This window comes from Streptomyces actinomycinicus, from assembly GCF_016741775.1.
GTDB lineage: Bacteria > Actinomycetota > Actinomycetes > Streptomycetales > Streptomycetaceae > Streptomyces > Streptomyces actinomycinicus.
On sequence record NZ_JAERRK010000002.1, the window covers coordinates 72,239 to 88,538 of the forward strand.

Annotated in this window: 18 protein-coding genes; 3 read left to right on the forward strand and 15 right to left on the reverse strand. The window is 70.9% G+C overall.

The window, feature by feature from the left end; all coding sequences use genetic code 11:
- Positions 1 to 211: 211 nt before the first annotated feature.
- Positions 212 to 709 carry a DinB family protein gene (locus JK359_RS04340; RefSeq protein WP_201832739.1) on the forward strand — a complete coding sequence of 166 codons (498 nt, stop codon included), beginning with the start codon at positions 212 to 214 and terminating at the stop codon, positions 707 to 709.
- Between the two features lie 125 nt (positions 710 to 834).
- Here JK359_RS04340 and JK359_RS04345 read toward each other — a convergent pair whose 3' ends face one another.
- Positions 835 to 1,743 (reverse strand): LLM class flavin-dependent oxidoreductase, encoded by a 909-nt coding sequence (locus JK359_RS04345; protein ID WP_269138960.1) that lies wholly within the window; start codon positions 1,741 to 1,743, stop codon positions 835 to 837.
- A 61-nt stretch (positions 1,744 to 1,804) separates the two neighbouring features.
- On the opposite strand from JK359_RS04345, the gene JK359_RS04350 reads away from it, so the two are divergent.
- Entirely contained in the window at positions 1,805 to 2,218 is a 414-nt protein-coding gene (locus JK359_RS04350) for a DUF192 domain-containing protein (protein WP_201831801.1), read from the forward strand.
- A 375-nt stretch (positions 2,219 to 2,593) separates the two neighbouring features.
- Here JK359_RS04350 and JK359_RS04355 read toward each other — a convergent pair whose 3' ends face one another.
- From JK359_RS04355 to JK359_RS04420, 14 genes are all read right to left on the reverse strand, one after another.
- Entirely contained in the window at positions 2,594 to 3,217 is a 624-nt protein-coding gene (locus JK359_RS04355) for an OmpA family protein (RefSeq protein WP_201831803.1), read from the reverse strand.
- 7 nt (positions 3,218 to 3,224) lie between these two features.
- Complete coding sequence (locus tag JK359_RS04360; RefSeq protein WP_201831805.1) at positions 3,225 to 3,806, reverse strand: hypothetical protein; 582 nt, start codon at positions 3,804 to 3,806, stop codon at positions 3,225 to 3,227.
- Between the two features lie 34 nt (positions 3,807 to 3,840).
- The gene (locus JK359_RS04365; protein ID WP_201832741.1) at positions 3,841 to 4,428 is read right to left on the reverse strand and encodes a pilus assembly protein TadG-related protein; all 588 of its coding nucleotides are present in this window, start codon (positions 4,426 to 4,428) and stop codon (positions 3,841 to 3,843) included.
- A complete protein-coding gene (locus JK359_RS04370; protein ID WP_201831807.1) occupies positions 4,425 to 4,622 on the reverse strand; it encodes a Flp family type IVb pilin in 198 nt (65 codons plus the stop codon). The genes JK359_RS04365 and JK359_RS04370 overlap by 4 nt, the downstream gene beginning before the upstream one ends.
- 125 nt (positions 4,623 to 4,747) lie before the next feature.
- Positions 4,748 to 5,503, reverse strand: coding sequence for a response regulator (locus JK359_RS04375; protein ID WP_307787956.1), 756 nt, complete (start codon positions 5,501 to 5,503; stop codon positions 4,748 to 4,750).
- Between the two features lie 11 nt (positions 5,504 to 5,514).
- Positions 5,515 to 7,056 carry a sensor histidine kinase gene (locus tag JK359_RS04380; RefSeq protein ID WP_236677301.1) on the reverse strand — a complete coding sequence of 514 codons (1,542 nt, stop codon included), beginning with the start codon at positions 7,054 to 7,056 and terminating at the stop codon, positions 5,515 to 5,517.
- Positions 7,057 to 7,177: 121 nt separating this feature from the next.
- Complete coding sequence (locus tag JK359_RS04385; protein ID WP_201831810.1) at positions 7,178 to 8,065, reverse strand: DUF5936 domain-containing protein; 888 nt, start codon at positions 8,063 to 8,065, stop codon at positions 7,178 to 7,180.
- A 13-nt stretch (positions 8,066 to 8,078) separates the two neighbouring features.
- The gene (locus JK359_RS04390; RefSeq protein WP_201831818.1) at positions 8,079 to 9,023 is read right to left on the reverse strand and encodes a type II secretion system F family protein; all 945 of its coding nucleotides are present in this window, start codon (positions 9,021 to 9,023) and stop codon (positions 8,079 to 8,081) included.
- A gap of 5 nt (positions 9,024 to 9,028) precedes the next feature.
- The gene (locus JK359_RS04395; protein ID WP_201831821.1) at positions 9,029 to 10,366 is read right to left on the reverse strand and encodes a TadA family conjugal transfer-associated ATPase; all 1,338 of its coding nucleotides are present in this window, start codon (positions 10,364 to 10,366) and stop codon (positions 9,029 to 9,031) included.
- Positions 10,363 to 10,731, reverse strand: a complete 369-nt coding sequence (locus JK359_RS04400) for a TadE/TadG family type IV pilus assembly protein (RefSeq protein ID WP_201831822.1) — start codon at positions 10,729 to 10,731, stop codon at positions 10,363 to 10,365. The genes JK359_RS04395 and JK359_RS04400 overlap by 4 nt, the downstream gene beginning before the upstream one ends.
- Before the next feature lies 1 nt (position 10,732).
- Positions 10,733 to 11,113, reverse strand: a complete 381-nt coding sequence (locus JK359_RS04405) for a TadE family protein (protein WP_201831823.1) — start codon at positions 11,111 to 11,113, stop codon at positions 10,733 to 10,735.
- A gap of 7 nt (positions 11,114 to 11,120) precedes the next feature.
- On the reverse strand, positions 11,121 to 12,359 hold the full coding sequence (locus JK359_RS04410) for a CpaE/TadZ family protein (RefSeq protein ID WP_201831824.1): 1,239 nt from the start codon (positions 12,357 to 12,359) through the stop codon (positions 11,121 to 11,123).
- Between the two features lie 9 nt (positions 12,360 to 12,368).
- Positions 12,369 to 13,076, reverse strand: coding sequence for a Flp pilus assembly protein CpaB (cpaB, locus tag JK359_RS04415; RefSeq protein WP_201831825.1), 708 nt, complete (start codon positions 13,074 to 13,076; stop codon positions 12,369 to 12,371).
- Positions 13,077 to 13,138: 62 nt separating this feature from the next.
- Positions 13,139 to 14,023 carry a hypothetical protein gene (locus JK359_RS04420; protein WP_201831826.1) on the reverse strand — a complete coding sequence of 295 codons (885 nt, stop codon included), beginning with the start codon at positions 14,021 to 14,023 and terminating at the stop codon, positions 13,139 to 13,141.
- 285 nt (positions 14,024 to 14,308) lie between these two features.
- On the opposite strand from JK359_RS04420, the gene JK359_RS04425 reads away from it, so the two are divergent.
- Positions 14,309 to 16,027: a chitinase gene (locus tag JK359_RS04425; RefSeq protein ID WP_307787957.1), complete on the forward strand. Its 1,719-nt coding sequence runs from the start codon at positions 14,309 to 14,311 to the stop codon at positions 16,025 to 16,027.
- Positions 16,028 to 16,300: the final 273 nt, after the last annotated feature.

Consider the following 16,300-nt stretch of genomic DNA (forward strand, 5'->3'; position numbering starts at 1 on the left):
CGCGGGCGCCGCGGGTGCCACTGCCGCCGGGTACACCGCGGACGCCTCCGATGCCGGGTACACCTCAGGCGCCTCTGCCGCCGGAAACACCGCGGACACCTCCGATGCCGGGTATACCGCAGGCGCCTCTGCCGCCGGGAACACCGCGGATGCCACTGCCGCCGGGAACTCCGCGGGTGCGAACGCCGCCAACACCGCCGGTGAGGAGGGCGTGTACACGGCCGGTGAGAAGGAAACCCTGCACCGGAGCCTGGACCGGCACCGGGACGCGGTGCTCTGGAAACTCGAGGGCCTGGACGACGAGCAGTTGCGCCGCCCGATGACCCCGACCGGCACGAGCCTGCTCGGCCTGGTCAAGCACCTGGCCTCCGTCGAGTACGGCTGGTTCGTGGAGACGTTCGGCCGCGAGGCGGAACCCCTCTGGTTCGACCCGTACACGTCCGAGGACCTGCGGATCGCCCCCGACGAGACGACGGCCCGGATCACCGCCTTCTACGGCCGCGCCCGAGCCGCGGCCGACGGGGTGATCGCCGAGCTGTCCCTGGACGCACCGGGCCGCCCGCCCTGGCGGGACCACACCGTCTCCCTGCGCTGGGTCCTGGTCCACATGATCGAGGAGACGGCACGGCATGCCGGGCACATGGACATCGTGCGGGAGCTGATCGACGGGGCGACGGGGGATCACCCGAGGGTGAGCGGGGGGAGCTGAGCGACGGTCGGTCGGGGGGATGGGGATGCGGATGGGGATGGGGATGGGAGACGGTCCTGGACGAGGCCCTCTCCCCTTCCCCACGCGACGGGGAGGTCCCTCAGGGCGCCAGAAGCCCGGGTCCCTCAAGGCACCAGCGGTCGGACCTTCTCCGCGGCGAAGCGTACGAAGCCCTCCGGGTCGGGCTCGTCACCGGTCGGCTGGAGGACGACGGTGTCCGCGCCGGCCCCGGCCAGCCGCCGTACGGCTTCCGCCACGGCAGCCGCGTCCCCGGCGACCCCGACGCCCGGCACCGAAGCCAGCCCTTCCGCGGCTAGTTCGGCACGCAGCCGGGCCTCGGCGCCGTCGCCCATGGCGGTGAGGAGATAGACGACGACCCGGTGCGCACCGCTGCGCCCGGCCGCCCGCCGCCCCTCCTCGACGAGTTCCCGGGCCCGACGTACGCCGTCCACCGAAGTGGCGGCAGTGAGGAGGGTGCCGTCGGCCTTTTCGCCGGAGAGCCGGAGCGTACGGGGGCCGGTGCCGCCGGCGAGCACGTCGACCGGGCGCTGCGGGGGCCAGTCGAGGGCGACGTCGTCCAGTTGGACGTACCGCCCGCGCACACTGAGCCGCTCCCCGCGCAGCAGGGCACGCAGGGCGTCGAGGTGTTCGCCGAGCAGACCGAGCGGTGAGGCGGCGCGGGCACCGACCTGCCCCATCCAGTCCTGTACGCCGTGTCCCAGGGTCAGGATGGCCCGGCCGGGGAACATGCGCTCCAGCGAGGCGGCCTCCATGGCGGTGACGGCCACGTTCCTGAGCGGCACGGGCAGCAGCCCGATGCCGACCCGCACCCGCTCGGTCCAGGCGAGCGCCGCGGCGGCCGTGGACACGCCGCCCTCCAGGAAACAGTCCTCCCACAGCCACAGCTCTTCGAGCCCCACGTCGTCCGCGAGGCGAGCGACGGCTCGCAACCGCTCGGGCGGGAGCTGGGGACGGAAGACGACGCCGAGTCCTGTCATGGGTCTCTTCCTAGTGGGGAGGGTGAGGGGTGACAACTGGTTTTACCCGGCGAAGAGTTGATGGCGCAGACGGCGCAGACGGTGCACGGGAGGGGACGTGGGAAGACGCTGGCGGGACGGAGCGGGGAAACTGATCGTGCCGGGGAACGGGAACGGGAACGGGAACGGGAACGGGGCCGGGGAACCCCCGACGGTCCTCCCCCTGGAGATCGCGGCCTCCTACCGGGCACGCACGAGGGGCCTCCTGGGCCGGGACTCGATCAGCGGGGCGATGCTGCTGTCACCGGCGAGCGGGGTGCACACGTTCGGGATGCGGATCCCGATCGACGTGGCCTACCTGGACCGCCGGCTGACCGTCATCGCCGTCCGCACGATGCCCCCGGCCCGCCTGGGCCTGCCCCGCCTACGTGCCCGGCACGTGGTGGAGGCGGAGGCGGGCACGATGGCGGGGTGGGGATTGCGGGCGGGGGTGCGGGTGAGCGTGGAGACGACGACCGAGGGAGCCGCGTGAGCACGCCTCCCTCCCTCCCCCGCACCCTGCATCCCCCCACGGTGCCCGGTCCACCACCGCGATGGGTGCCCAAGCACAGGATGACCAGGTGTGCCTCAGCGGCGTCCTCTGGCATCCGGGCACAAGAGCTTCAGGGACGTTGAGGTCGAGGAGTTCACTCCGGCGCGGGTCGTCCGGCTTCGCCCACTCGGGTACGGCCACCGGGGACGGCAGGGAGGCCGGCATCTTCGTGATCGTGCCGGGCAGCGGGACGGGCCGACTGACCGGGCGTCCGAGGGGCCGGCGGCCTGGCGATCGACGCGGGCGGCACCCGTCGGGTGTGGTTCGGGTACGAGGCGGGGGACGGGAAGGCGGGGCGGTAGCGGTCGGGGCGGGTCACTGCTGGGTGCGGGGGAAGGACACCTCGACCCGGCGGTTCTTCTTCCGGCCGGCTTCGGTGGAGTTGTCGGCGATGGGGTACTGCTCGCCGTAGCCGCGGACGTCGAAGGTGACGGCCGAGTCGTTGAGGTCTTGGTCGAGGACCGCCTGTACGGCGTTGGCGCGCTGCTTGGAGAGGGTGTCGCCGTGGGCGGAGGAGCCGAGGTTGTCCGTGAAGCCGAACACGCGGACCCGGCTCGCGTTCTGCTTCTTGATCTCCTCGGCGATGGTGGCGATGCGGGTCTTCGCGTCGTCGTCGAGCCTGGCGCTGTCCTTGCCGAACAGGACCTCGGCCTGCAGGGCGAAGGTCACGTCCGCGTTGGTGTCCTCCCGCCGCTCGTCCCCACTCTGGTCCTCCACGACCGACTTGATGTCCAGCACCTTGGCCTCGCCGAGGGTGGCCCCTTCGGGGAGCTTGAGGTCCGGGTCGGTGGCATCCACTTTCACCGGGGCGGCGGCGGTGGGTTCCGTGCCGGGGGGTTGGCTGGGGGTGGTGTCGTCGGCGGCCGCCGTGGTGCCGGACAGATTCACGGCACACAGGAGAACAGCGAGGGTGAGGGCGAGCCGGGGTGTGGTGGTCACTTGGGCCTCACCCGGAGATCTTGACGGGGGCGCTGGCGAAGGTGGGTAGTTGGAGAGTGACGTCGGTGGTGTCGGCAGGTGGTGAGGGAAACTGCATGAAGACCGGCAATGACTGCCCACCTTTGAGCGTGCCCAGCCCAGTCGTGGTGAGCGGGCGTCCCTCCGTGTCACGCAGGACGTAGTAACGCTTCTTTCCCTTGGAGTCGACGAGCGTTGCTCCGCCCAGGGACGGCCCGTTCTTGGTGATCTCAGTTTCGTTGCCGCTGAGGGCCGCCGGGATGAGCAGGTCTTTGGAGCCGTCGTTCTTCAAGGTCCCGTTCACAGTGACGAAACCACCAGCGTCCCGTTGCACCGTTGTGATTTGGAGAAACAGGCCGCCCGACCCCTTCAACTCGGCCAGCGGCTGATCCGACTGCCCTTGCTGAGGACTCGGGCCGGAGGCACCTGTTGTGGAAGCGGACGCCGAACTGACTGGCTTCTTGTCGTCACCGCCACCACCACCGCAACCGGTCACGCCGACAGCCAGACCAGCCGCGACGGTCAACGCGACCATTCCCCTGCGAGCCTTCGCAGTGAACCGAATGCTCATCGCTCCGCTTCCTTCTTGACTCGTCGTTCGCATCTCAGCCCGCCAGGTGGACGTCGAAGAGGTCCTCAGGCCCGGGAAGATCCGAGAGGTCGTCCGGGTTCAGGGCCCATTCCCGGTCCTTGCATTGCAACTTGGGCAGTGCGCCGTCACCGGCATCGTCACCTGGGGGCTTGAAATCGCAGAGCGACTTGATCACAGCTACGGCAGAAGCCTTCGCATGTTTGTCCTCCGTACCGGGGACTACGGAGTCTCCGACGGCTTTGTTGGTCCGAACGTCCACGGCGTAGCGCAAGGCACCGTCCCAATGGCAATTGATCAGAGTGGCTTCGTTCTGGGCAGCGAGTTCATCGGCGCGGCCACATGAGTTGAAGCCCCCCTGACCCTCGAAGATGTCCAGCCACTTGGTCGGATCCAGTACGACCTTCACCCACTGGGTCGCCAGTTGCTTACGGGTCTCCTGGGCCGCCGCCAGTGCCGCAGCGTCCGCCGCCGTTTGGGCACCGCCCCGATTCACTGCCGCTTGGCCGACGGCCAGATAGGCCAACGCAAGAAAGAGCAGGCCCGCCACCACCGTGATGTAGATGGGGAAGGCCTGCCCCGTGTCGCTGCGCGGGTGATTCAGCCGCCGGTGACCTCGCTGATCTTGGTCCTGATGGCATCGAAGATCGTCTGCCCGATGCTCGTGCCGGTGATCGCCAGGACGATCGCCACGACCACAGCGATGATGCCGAGGTACTCCACTGCGGTCTGGCCCTTGTCGCTCCGGGCGAGACGTGCCCGCAGGTACGCCACGGTGGTGTTGAACCAGCTGCCCATGATGGTCCCCTCCGAGTTCGCCTCTGATCCAGGGAACATATGCCGAGGCGTGGCGCCGGACAGAGGGCCCCAGGGCCCAACCCCAGGCCCACTGTCTGTCTGCGGTGGTGCCCCGCCGTTCCATCTCAAGCCACCCCCAGCCACTTCGCCGCGGCCTGGGACCTTGTTGTGCTGTGGAGTTTGGCGAAGATGCGGTTGATGTGGTTCTTGACCGTCTTCTCGCTGATGAAGCAGGCGTCGGCGATCTGCTGGTTGGTCATGCCGGACGCGATGAGGTCCATGATCTCCGCCTCCCTCGTACTCAGCCGGAACCCGGATCGGAACGACTGTCCCACAGGGCGTTGCAATTGCGAAAGAGGGTGGGGGGAGAAAATCGGTTCCGTGGACAGGGGTTGGGGCTTTGTGTGTGCAGGTGCATCTTCACGCAACTCCGTCAGTAACGCCCTCGCCGCCCCCGGCGTCACATGCGGCCGTCCCTCCCGTACGTCCCGCACCGCCCTCACCAACTGCTCCGTCGTGAACTCGCCGTGCACCAGATATCCCCCCGCCCCCAGTCGCAGTGCCTCCCGCACGGTCTCCGTCTCGTGGCTGTAGGTCAGCATCATGACCGGGGCCAACCGCACCAGGTGGGGCAACGCCGAGATTCCGTCGACCCCGGGCATCCGGACGTCGAGGAGTACGACGTCCGGCCGGTGCCGGAGCGCCGCCTCGTACGCCTCTCGGCCGTCCGTCGCCTGCGCCACCACCGTGGTGTCCGGCCGTCCCGACAGCAGTGCCGTCAGGCCGGCCCGGACCACGGGATTGTCGTCCGCGACCAGCAACCGCAGCGGAGGCGGAGTCGGTGCCGACGGGGGGAAGTGGTCGTTCTCGGAAGGTCGCACGGGTCCTCCTCTCAAGGAGCCTGGGAAACGTGGGGCAGCGTCTGCAGGGGCAGGTCCAGGCGTACCTCCGTGCCCCGCTCGTGCGTGCCCCGTCCGATGCGGATGCGGGCACCCGCCTGGGCGGCCCGTTCCACCATGCCGAGCAGACCGAAGTGGCCGGTGGTGCGCAGGTGTTCCAGTGTCGTGCCGGGCGGCAGGCCGGTGCCGTCGTCGTGGATCGACAGGCAGAGCATGTCGCCCTGGACCGCCGCACGGACGTCCACAGCGGTCGCGGACGCGTGCCGGTGGGCGTTCTCCAGCGCTTCCGTGGTGATGGAGAGGACGTGGCGGGCCAGGGGAGCGGGCAGAGGTGGCAGGCCGGCCGCGTCCGTGGGCCAGTGGCAGGTGGCGCGCAGACCTGTGCGTCTGCTGAAGGTCCGCGTTTCTTGCGCCAGTTCGTGCCAGAACCGCGATCTCCCCGTCCGTTCCGGCGACTCCGGCCACTCCGGCCGCTCCCGTCGCAGGTCCGTCAGCAGTTCACGCGACTCCGCCGCCGCCCTGCGGGCCGAGCGGGACACCAGCTCCGCCTGATCCCTGATGCGGGCCGGGTCGGGCTCGGCCGCCGACGCCGTGCTCGCCAGCCCGTCCGCCGCCAGAGCCACGCCGTACAGGGTCTTGGCCACCGAGTCGTGCATCTCCCGGGCCAGCCGCGCCCGTTCCGCACTCACCGCTTCCGCCGCCGCGAGGCGCGCCTGGACCGTCGTCAGTGCCTGGGTCGCGGCGCCGAAGCGGAGCATCAGGTTGCGCAGGGTCGAGCCCATCGCCCCCGCGATGACACACAGCCCGGGCAGGAGCAGTGCCTCGACGACGGGTGCGTGCCGGTCGGCCTTCAGCGTGGCGTGGACCAGCAGCAGGATCAGGGCCTGCAGAGAGGCGAAGCAGGCCGCGCCACGCCAGCTGTAGACCAGGCCGGCCAGGAGCGGGGTGCAGACGCTGACGTAGGCGAGGGTGGTGTCCGGGCCCGCCGAGATCAGGAGGAAGGAGCCGAAGAGGGTGTCCGCGGCCAGGAGGCTCGGGTGGCGCAGGAGGAGGGGGCCGAAGCGTTCCCAGTCGCGGAAGAGGACGTAGGACACCATGAACGTGACGACCACGGCCGCACCCACCAGCCGGGCGCCCAGACCGGGTGCCGCGTTGAGGAGGGCCGCGGGGGCGGACAGGACGATCATCGCCAGCCGGAAGCCGAAGACCTGGCGGCACATTGCCTGCAGGGCCCGGATCTGGAGCTTCTCGGAGGGTTCGGCCGCGGGTGGCGCGGCATGGTCGGCGTCGGTCACGTGGTCGGCGCAGGGCGCGTGGTCGGCGCAGGGCGCGTGGTCGGCGCAGGGCGCGTGCCCCCCGTCTGTCGCGTGCCCGACGCCCCCGGCGTGCTCGACACCGGGCACGTACCCGACACCGGTCGTGGGCTCGGCGTCGACGGCAGGGGCAGCACCGGTCGCATGGTCGACGTGGTCGAAGCGAGCGACGGCGCCTCTCCGCCCCGGCCACCGTGCGAACGCCCCGGCCAGCCGCGCCATTCGCGTCCCCCGGGCCATTCCCGCCCACCCGATGCCCCCTGCGCCCCCGGCGGTCCCTGCGCCCCCGGCGGGCCCGGCGTGGCCCCCGACGCCCGTCAGTCCGGTCACCGTCATGGCCGTCTCACTTTCCCGTGAGCGAGCCGAAGTCGACGCCGGAGCCCAGCAGCAGGCCGGCGCCGAGCAGGAGCATCGTCGCCGGGACCATGAACGTGGTGATCATCAGCGTGGCCTTGGGTACCGCGCGGGCGGCCTTGCGACGGGCGTTCTGGGCGTCGGTGCGGCGCATGTCCTTGGCCAGCGAGACCAGGGTGTCCACGATGGGCGCGCCGAGTTCCTCGCCCTGTTGCAGTGCCGTCACGAACATCGCCACCTGTTCGGAGTCGTTGCGCCGGCGCAGTTCCGCGAAGGCCTGGCGGCGGCTCATGCCGAGGTCCATCTGGCGGAGCGTGATGCGGAGTTCGTCGGCCCAGGGTCCCTCGTAGCGGGTGGCGACCCGGTCCAGGGCCTGGCGGAAGCCGAGGCCCGCGCTGACCACGACCGCCAGTACGTCCAGGAAGTCGGGCAGGGTGCGTTCGATGACGTCCTTGCGGACCCGGATCGCCGACCAGATGCCGACCTCCGTCCAGAAGGCGCCGAACAGCAGCAGGAGCAGGGCCACGAACCACTGGCCGCGGAGCAGGAAGACCAGGCAGCCCACGCCGCCGAGTGCGCCGTACACGGCGCGGCGGGCCGCGTAGCGGTCGATCGTCAGGCCGCCGGGGTTACCGGCGAGGTCGATCCTCCGGCGGTACTTGGCCACCAGGCGCGGGCCCATCAGGCGCAGCACGGCGGGGGCGTAGCGCATGCCCATGCGGTCGATGACGGAGCCGACGGCGCCGGTGCGGGTGGCGCCGACCTCCAGGGCCACGGCGAGGTCGCCGGGGAGCCTGGCGTCGGCCCGGTACATGCGGATGCCGGTGAAGGCACCGAGGACGCCGAGGCCCGTCAGCAGGGCGAGCAGGAATGCCATCGGGTCACCTCCCTCACACGTCGATCCGGCTCAGGCGGCGGATGAGGACGAAGCCGACGGCGTACATGGCGAACGCGATGATCACGCAGGCCTGGCCGACCGATGAGCCGGTCATACGGTCCAGTGCGCCGTCCTTGACGCCGTTCATCAGGAACAGCGCGCCGATGCCGAGGACGGGCACGGCGTACGACGTCATGGTCACCTGGGAGAGCTGGGTGCGGATCTCGCGCCGGGTCTCCTTGCGTTCCTCCAGGGTCTCGGTCAGGTTCCGCAGGGCGGACACCACCTGGCCGCCCGCCCGGTTCGACAGGACCAGAGTGGTGACGAGGACGACCAGCTCGCGGGACGGGAGCCGGTCCGCGAGTTCGCCGAGCGCGTCGTCCAGGGAGTGGCCGATGGCCAGCTGGTCGGCCACCTTGGCCAGTTCCTCGCCGGCCGGTGCCTCCAGTTCCTCCGCCGCCATGCCGATCGCGGTGCGCAGGGCGAGTCCGGCCTGGGTGGCGTTGGCCAGGATGCGGGCCAGTTCGGGAAGCTGGTTGATGAAGCGCTCGATGCGTTTCTGGCGTTGCCAGTTGAGGAACTGGACCGTCGCCCAGACGCCGAGCAGACCCGCGAGCGGGCCGAAGAAGGGGGCCAGGGTGGCCTGGCCGATCAGCCAGAGCGCGGTGACCGTGGCGAGCATGTAGACGAAGAACTCGCCCGGTGTGACGTCCAGGCCGGTGGCCGCCAGCCGCAGTTCCAGCCAGCGGCCGAAACCGGTGCGGCGCAGCCGCCGGTCCAGGTCGCGGAAGCGGCGCCGGCGGCCGGCCGCCGCGGCTGCGCCGGTGTGCGAGAGGCGGTCGACCAGGGCCGCGCGCTGGGCCCGGCCCGAGGCGTAGGTGTGTACGCCGGCCACGCCCAGGACGCAGGTCAGCAGCGCCACGCCGGTGGTGAGCTGGACGAGGGTGTGGAGTTCCATGGTCCTTACCTGGCTTCTCGGGTGGCGAGCTGGTCGGCGGTGCGCGCGACGCCGAAGGCCTGCGGGACGGGCTGGCTCGCCATGTAGAGGCGGTCAGCGGTGCGGCGGGGCAGCGGGAAGTAGCGGAAGGCGCCGTAGACGCGGCCGTCCGGGCTCATGGGCTGGGCGTCGAAGCGGGCGACGGTGGCCAGCCGGTACGGCTCACCGCCGTGGCTGTCGAGCAGCGCGACCTCGGTGATCCGGCGGGCGCCGTCGGCGAACCGGGTGAGCTGGACGAGGACGTCGACCGCGCTGTTGATCTGGTCGTGCAGCGCCACGAAGGGGACCTCGACGTCGGACATCGACGCCAGGGTCTGGAGCCGGGTGAGGGCGTCCTCGGCGCTGTTGGCGTGCACGGTGGCCAGCGACCCGTCGTGACCCGTGGACATCGCCTGGAGCATGTCGAGGGACTCGCCGCCGCGGACCTCACCGACCACGATCCGGTCGGGGCGCATGCGCAGGGAGTTGCGCACCAGGTCGCGGATGGTGACCTGCCCCTTGCCCTCCACGTTCGGCGGGCGCGACTCCAGGCGGACCACGTGCGTCTGCTGGAGCTGGAGTTCGGCGGAGTCCTCGATGGTGATGATGCGCTCGTGGGACGGGATCAGGCCGGACAGCGCGTTCAGCAGGGTCGTCTTCCCGGTGCCGGTCGCGCCGGACACGATGATGTTGAACTTTGCCTGCACCAGGCCGGCCAGCAGATACACCATGTGCTCGTCCAGCGAGCCGAAGGCGATCAGCTCCTGCAGGGTGAAGGAGCGCGGGAAGCGGCGGATGGTGAGGATCGGGCCGGTCAGCGACAGCGGCGGGATGATGACGTTGACGCGTTCGCCGGAGGGGAGGCGGGCGTCGACCATCGGGTTCGACTCGTCCACGCGGCGGTTGACCGTCGACACGATCCGTTCGATGGTCTGCATCAGCTGGTCCGCGGAGACGAACCGCAGGGGCAACTGCTCGACCCGCCCGCCGCGTTCCACGAAGATCGCGTCGGGGCCGTTGACCATGATCTCGGTGATCGACGCGTCCTCGAGGAGCGGCTCCAGGATGCCGAGTCCGAGCGCCTCGTCCACGACCCGGCGGATCAGCTGGGACCGCTCGACCGTCGACAGCACCGGGCCCTCGCGGCTGATGATGTGCCCGAGGACCCGCTCCAGCCGCGCCCGGCGCTCGGCGGCGGCCAGCGAACTCATCTCCGCGAGGTCGATCTCCTCCAGCAGCTTGGCCCGGTAGGAGGCGACCAGGTGCCCGTCCTCGCCCCGGCTGCCGTGCTCCTCGGGAGTGCTGATGCGTGCCCGCAGGCTCATGGGTTCGCTTCTCCTCGGTCAGTGGTCGAGCGCGGCATGGTGGCGGACTTGGTGGCGTCGCCGAAGCTCCAGAGGATTCTGGGAATGGTGACGTGGGCGGTGACGGTGACCGACTCGCCGTCGCCTCCGGTCCGCCCGCACTCCACGTGCAGTCCTCCGCCGACCGCCTGCGCGCACGCCTGTGCGGCACCCTGCCCCAGCGACTCCGCCCGCGCCCCCGCCCTGGCCGCGGTACCGGCCTGCTCGGCGGCGTAGGCGACCGCCCCGATCTGGATGCCGGCCAGCCCGACGATCAGCAGAACCGGGATGAAGCCCAGGTATTCGATGGCGACCTGACCCACGTCGCGCATACGGCGGTGCGGCATCTCAGTCCTTCACCTCCTCGACGGCACCGGCGTGGCCGTGCACGGTGACGGGGAAGGAGACCAGGCCCGGGAAGAGGACCGGGACCTTGAGGGAGACGTCGGCCGTGACATAGCCGGACGGGTTGCAGCTCACGGACGCGTCCCCCTTCCACGCCGCCGACAGGTGCTTCAGCCCCGCCTCGGCGCACGCGGCCTGACGTGCCCCTCCCCGCGGGGCTGCGGTACCCGCCCGCGCCGCCTCGTCCGCAGCATTCCCCGCCTGCGTGAAGGTGTATCCCACGAGCACGGCCTGCCACATCAGCACCAGCGTCAGAACGATCAACGGAGTCATCCCGAGGAACTCGATGCTCACCTGTCCCCGGTCCCCGCCCGGCCGTTTCACGGAGCGCTCACTCCTTCCGCCGCCGGAAGCCGACCGGCCCCCGGCCGCCGCTTCGGTGGGAGCCCGCCTCGGCGGCGCCCTTGACCAGCCCCAGTTCGCCGGCGAGCCCCCACAGGGCCTGCTTCACCGTGCTCTTGGCGTCGAGTTCGTGCACCCGGCCCGCGTCCACCACGGCCTGAAGTTCCTTGAAGTTGGCGGGTACGGCCGTACGCGCCAGGGCCGTGCCGGTGATGCGCTGCACCAGTGCGGGCTGGATCTCCGTGCTGCGGGTGTGCCGGTTGACGACCACCGTCGTCTCCTCGGCCTTGCGGATCTGCAGCCGGTCCCACATCCGGACCGTCCGCTTGGCCGCGCGTACGGCGATGACGTCCGGAGTGGTGACGAGCAGCGCGGTGTCGGCCATTTCCACCGCCGCCGCGCCCGCACCGCTGAGCTGGGCGCCGCAGTCGATGACGACGACCTCGTAGCGGGAGCGCAGGGCGCTGACGATCTGGCGGGCGGCCCGGTCGGTGACCTCTTCGCCGCGTTCGCCCTCGCCGGGCGCGAGGAGCAGGGCGAGGCCGGTGTCGTGGCGGAAGACGGCGTCGGCGAGTACGCGGGGTGAGATGTCGGTGATGGTGGCCAGGTCGGCCACGGAGCGGCGGAACTGGATGTCGAGGTAGGAGGCGATGTCGCCGGTCTGGAGGTCCAGGTCGACGAGGGCGGTGGGGCGGCCGGAGGCCTGCGCGGCGAGGGCCAGCTGGATCGCCGTCAGTGTGGCGCCCGCGCCTCCTTTGGCGCCGCTGACCGTGACGACGGTGCCGCCGGCCCCGCCGAGCACGTCGGCACCGTGGCCGAGGTGCCGTCGTACGCCCGTCGACCACTGGGCCACCGCCTGCACCCGGCCGGCGAGTTCCTCGTACGACAGCGGGAGCCCGACCAGGCCGCGGGCGCCGGAGTCCATGGCGGCGGCGAACAGGCCGGGGCCGGCGTCGGTGGTGACGAGGATGACGCCGACGGCGGGGAAGCGCAGGGCGACCTCGCGGATCAGCTCCAGGGCGGGGACCGGGCCGATGCGTTCGTGGACGACGACGACCTCGGGGAGTTCGTCGACCGACTCGGCGGCCAGCCGGGCGAGGGAGTCGACCAGCTGGGTGGAGTCGGTCACCGGAGGCTGCGGTTCGGCGTCGGGGAGCTGGCTGAGCAGGGTGGTGAGGGAGCGGACGGCGTCCGGGTCCGCGCCGGCCGGGAGGATCCTGGTGGGCATGGCCGCCTCTCACTTGTCCGTCGCGAGTTCGTAGGTGCGGTCCTTGTCCGGGACGCCGGTCTCGCCGCCGGGGGCCACGAGCGCGAGCCGGACTCGCTGGGCGAAGGACTCGGCGTAGGTGATGCGCTGGGCGTCGAGGGTGGACAGCGCGAAGGTGATGGGGACGGCTTCGGTGGGCTGCTGCTGGTTCTTGCTGCGGTCGGGGTCGAGGGCGGTGATGTGGCCGACGTCGAGTACCCGGGCGTTGGTGACGATGATCTTCGACTGGTCCGGGTCGCCCTCCTTCTTCCCCTCGAAGGTGGCGTAGACGTTGACGCGCGAGCCGGGGGTGATCTTGCCGGCGACTCCGGTCGCCGCGTCGATCATGATGGCGACCTCCTGCTGGCCCGGCTGGAGGGCGGGCTGGTCGACGATCATGTCGGTCTGCAGCAGGGAGCCGGCGCGCAGCGTGGTGACGGCGATCTTGCCGCGGATCTGGCGGAGGTCGGTGACGGCGTTGCCGGACAGCCACCGCTCCGGCATCTCGATCTTCTCGAACTGGCCGGTGTCCAGCGCGGTGTAGGGCTCGACCTCGGACTTGACCCGGTAGGCGGTGACCTCGGGGCCGACCTTGGAATTCGCGTCGTGGACGACGGAGAGCACGCCGGCGAACGCGCCGAGCGCGCACAGGACCGAGAGGATCAGGAGTATCACGCCGCGGCGCTGACGGGAGTTCATGAACCGTGCAACCTCATTGGGGGAATCGGTCGAGCGGGATGTGAGGGTGGTGTCCGGGCCGGTCAGGCGGGCGCGCGTTGCTCCAGTGCGCGGGGTGCGGCGGGTTCGTGGGCGGGTGGCGGTGTGGCGGAGCAGAAGACGCAGCGGTCGCCGATGACGTCGAGGCCGCACCAGTGGCAGGTGGTCTGCCGTACGGAGGTGACCAGCTGGTAGAGGACCGAGAGGTCGGCGAGGTAGCTGCAGAACTCGACCAGGCGGCCGGTCCCCCACCACAGCGGGGACTCGGCGGGCAGGGGGGTCTCGCGCAGCCCGTGCACGCTCCACTGCGTGCCGAGCCCGGCGGCCCATTCGCTCTGCAGCTGTCCCTTGGCGACGAGCATCCAGGTGCTGAACTCGGGCCCCTTGAGGGTGGCGTCCGGGGTGACCTTGACGAGTTGCGGCTCGGGGTGCGCGACGACGGCGAACTGGCTGCCGGGCACCCAGGATCTGGCGTGTGCCTTCAGTCCGACCGGCACCCGGTCCAGCTTGGCGACGGAGCCGAGGACGGCGCCGGCGTGGATGTAGTGGGTGAGCAGCCGGCCGGCGGAGGCGAGCAGGCCCGGGCTCAGGTCGCAGGAGGCGAGCTGGCGCAGCTGCCGGGCCAGGACGGCGATGCCGAGCGGCGGCAGCTCGGGGCGGAACAGGGCGATCCGGTCGCTCTCCAGCAGCGAGCGCAGGGTGTGCAGGCGTCGCACGACCGGTTCCGGGGTGGCCTGTGAACACACCACCACCAGGTACCCGTACTGCTCGGTCAGAGTGTGGATCTCGGTGAGTGCGTGGTCCAGCGGCTTGCGGTCGAGGCCGCTCAGCACGACGGCGGGCATGGTCCGTTCGTCCTGCGCCGGCAGCGCCATGTCGGCACTGGTCACGGCAATGGCAGTTGGCACGCGCAGCTCCCCGCTCTTCACACCCTCCGGCCCACCGGTGTGACTCCAATGCGCCAGGACGACTTCATTGCGTGACTACGTGAGCACTGTATCCACGGCCGTCTGGCCGGAGAACAGCGTTTGTGAAGCCGGTGTGCAACTCTCCTTGCGCAAGTCCCGCCAAACCCGGACAGGTTGAGCAGGCGATCGGCGACGGGTTTGGTCTGGACCTCTTGACACCCAGGATTGGTCTGGACCAACTTGTAGGCGAGCGGTGGCCACCGTGCACTCCCCCTCTCCCCGCCAACTCCCCCACCGGAGGCTCCTGTGGACCGCGTACCAGGCATACCCAGACCCCGCGGACGGCGACTCGCGACGTGGTCCGCCGCCACCGCCCTGGCCCTCTCGGTCGCGGGCCTCGCCGCCGCCTCCCCCGCGTCCGCGGCGGACGTCAACAACGTGAAGAACGCCGGCTTCGAGTCGGGCCTGGCCGGCTGGACGTGCACGTCCGGCAGCGGCGCGACCGTCTCCTCCCCCGTGCACGGCGGCGCCGGCGCCCTGAAGGCGACCCCGGCCGGCCAGGACAACGCCAGGTGCAGCCAGTCGGTGGCGGTGAAGCCCAACTCGACGTACTCGCTGGGCGCGTGGGTGCAGGGCGGCTACGCGTACCTGGGCGTGACCGGCACGGGCACCACGGACGTCTCCACCTGGACCCCCGACTCCCCGGCGTGGAAGCAGCTGACGACGACCTTCACCACGGGCGCGTCGACGACCTCGGTCACGGTCTACACCCACGGCTGGTACGGCCAGGCGGCCTACTACGCCGACGACATCTCGGTCTACGGCCCCGACGGCGGCGGAGGCGGCGACCCGGCCCCGACAGTCCCGGCGGCCCCCGCCGGCCTCACGGTGGCCGGTACGACGTCCTCCTCGGTCTCCCTCACCTGGTCCGCGGTCTCGGGCGCGACGGGCTACAACGTCTACCGGAACGGCACGAAGGTCACGGCGGTGACCGGCACGTCGGCGACGGTGGCCGGTCTGGCGGCCTCGACGTCGTACTCGTTCCAGGTCACGGCCACGAACGCGGCGGGCGAGTCGGCGAAGTCGGCGACGGTGACGGGCACGACGTCCTCCGGCACGGGCGGCGGCGGGGGCGGCACGCTCCCCAAGCACGCGGTGACCGGGTACTGGCAGAACTTCAACAACGGCGCGACGGTCCAGAAGCTGTCCGACGTCCCCTCCGCCTACGACATCATCGCCGTGGCCTTCGCGGACGCAACGTCCACCCCGGGAGCCGTGGTCTTCAACCTGGACTCGGCCGGCCTCGGCGGCTACACGGTCGACCAGTTCAAGGCCGACATCAGGGCCAAGCAGGCGGCCGGCAAGAAGGTCGTCATCTCGATCGGCGGCGAGAAGGGCACGGTGTCGGTCAACGACTCGGCCTCGGCGGCGAACTTCGCGAACTCCGTCTACTCGCTGATGCAGACGTACGGCTTCGACGGCGTCGACATCGACCTGGAGAACGGCCTGAACGCCACGTACATGACGCAGGCGCTGCGCTCCCTGTCGTCGAAGGCGGGCTCGTCCCTGATCATCACGATGGCTCCCCAGACGATCGACATGCAGTCCACGTCGAACTCCTACTTCCAGACGGCGCTGAACGTGAAGGACATCCTCACGGTCGTCAACATGCAGTACTACAACAGCGGTTCCATGCTGGGCTGCGACGGCAAGGTGTACTCACAGGGCACGGTGGACTTCCTCACCGCCCTGGCCTGCATCCAGCTGGAGGGCGGCCTGTCCCCGTCCCAGGTGGGCCTGGGCCTGCCGGCCTCCACGCGGGCGGCGGGCGGCGGCTACGTCTCCCCGACGGTGGTCAACAACGCCCTGGACTGCCTGACGGCGGGCACGAACTGCGGCACCTTCAAGCCGTCCAGGACCTACCCGGCCCTGCGGGGCGCGATGACCTGGTCCACGAACTGGGACGCGGCGTCCGGGAACGCGTGGTCCAGCCCGGTGGGGGCGCACGTGCACGCACTGCCGTGACGTGAACACCGGCTGACGCACGGCGCCCGGGGCCTCTGCGGCACCGGGCGCCTTCGTGTGCCCCGGGGCGGCGCGCGGAAGAGGAGGCGTAGGCCGAGGTGGCGCAGGCCGAGAAGCCGTGCGTGCGATCGAGGTGGCGCAGGCCGAGAAGCCGTGCGTGCGATCGAGGTGGCGCAGGCCGAGAAGCCGTGCGTGCGATCGAGGTGGCGTGTGGCTGGCCGGACCTCACCGTCCACGCCGGCCTTCGCGTTGCAGTTGTCAATGTGCCGGTGT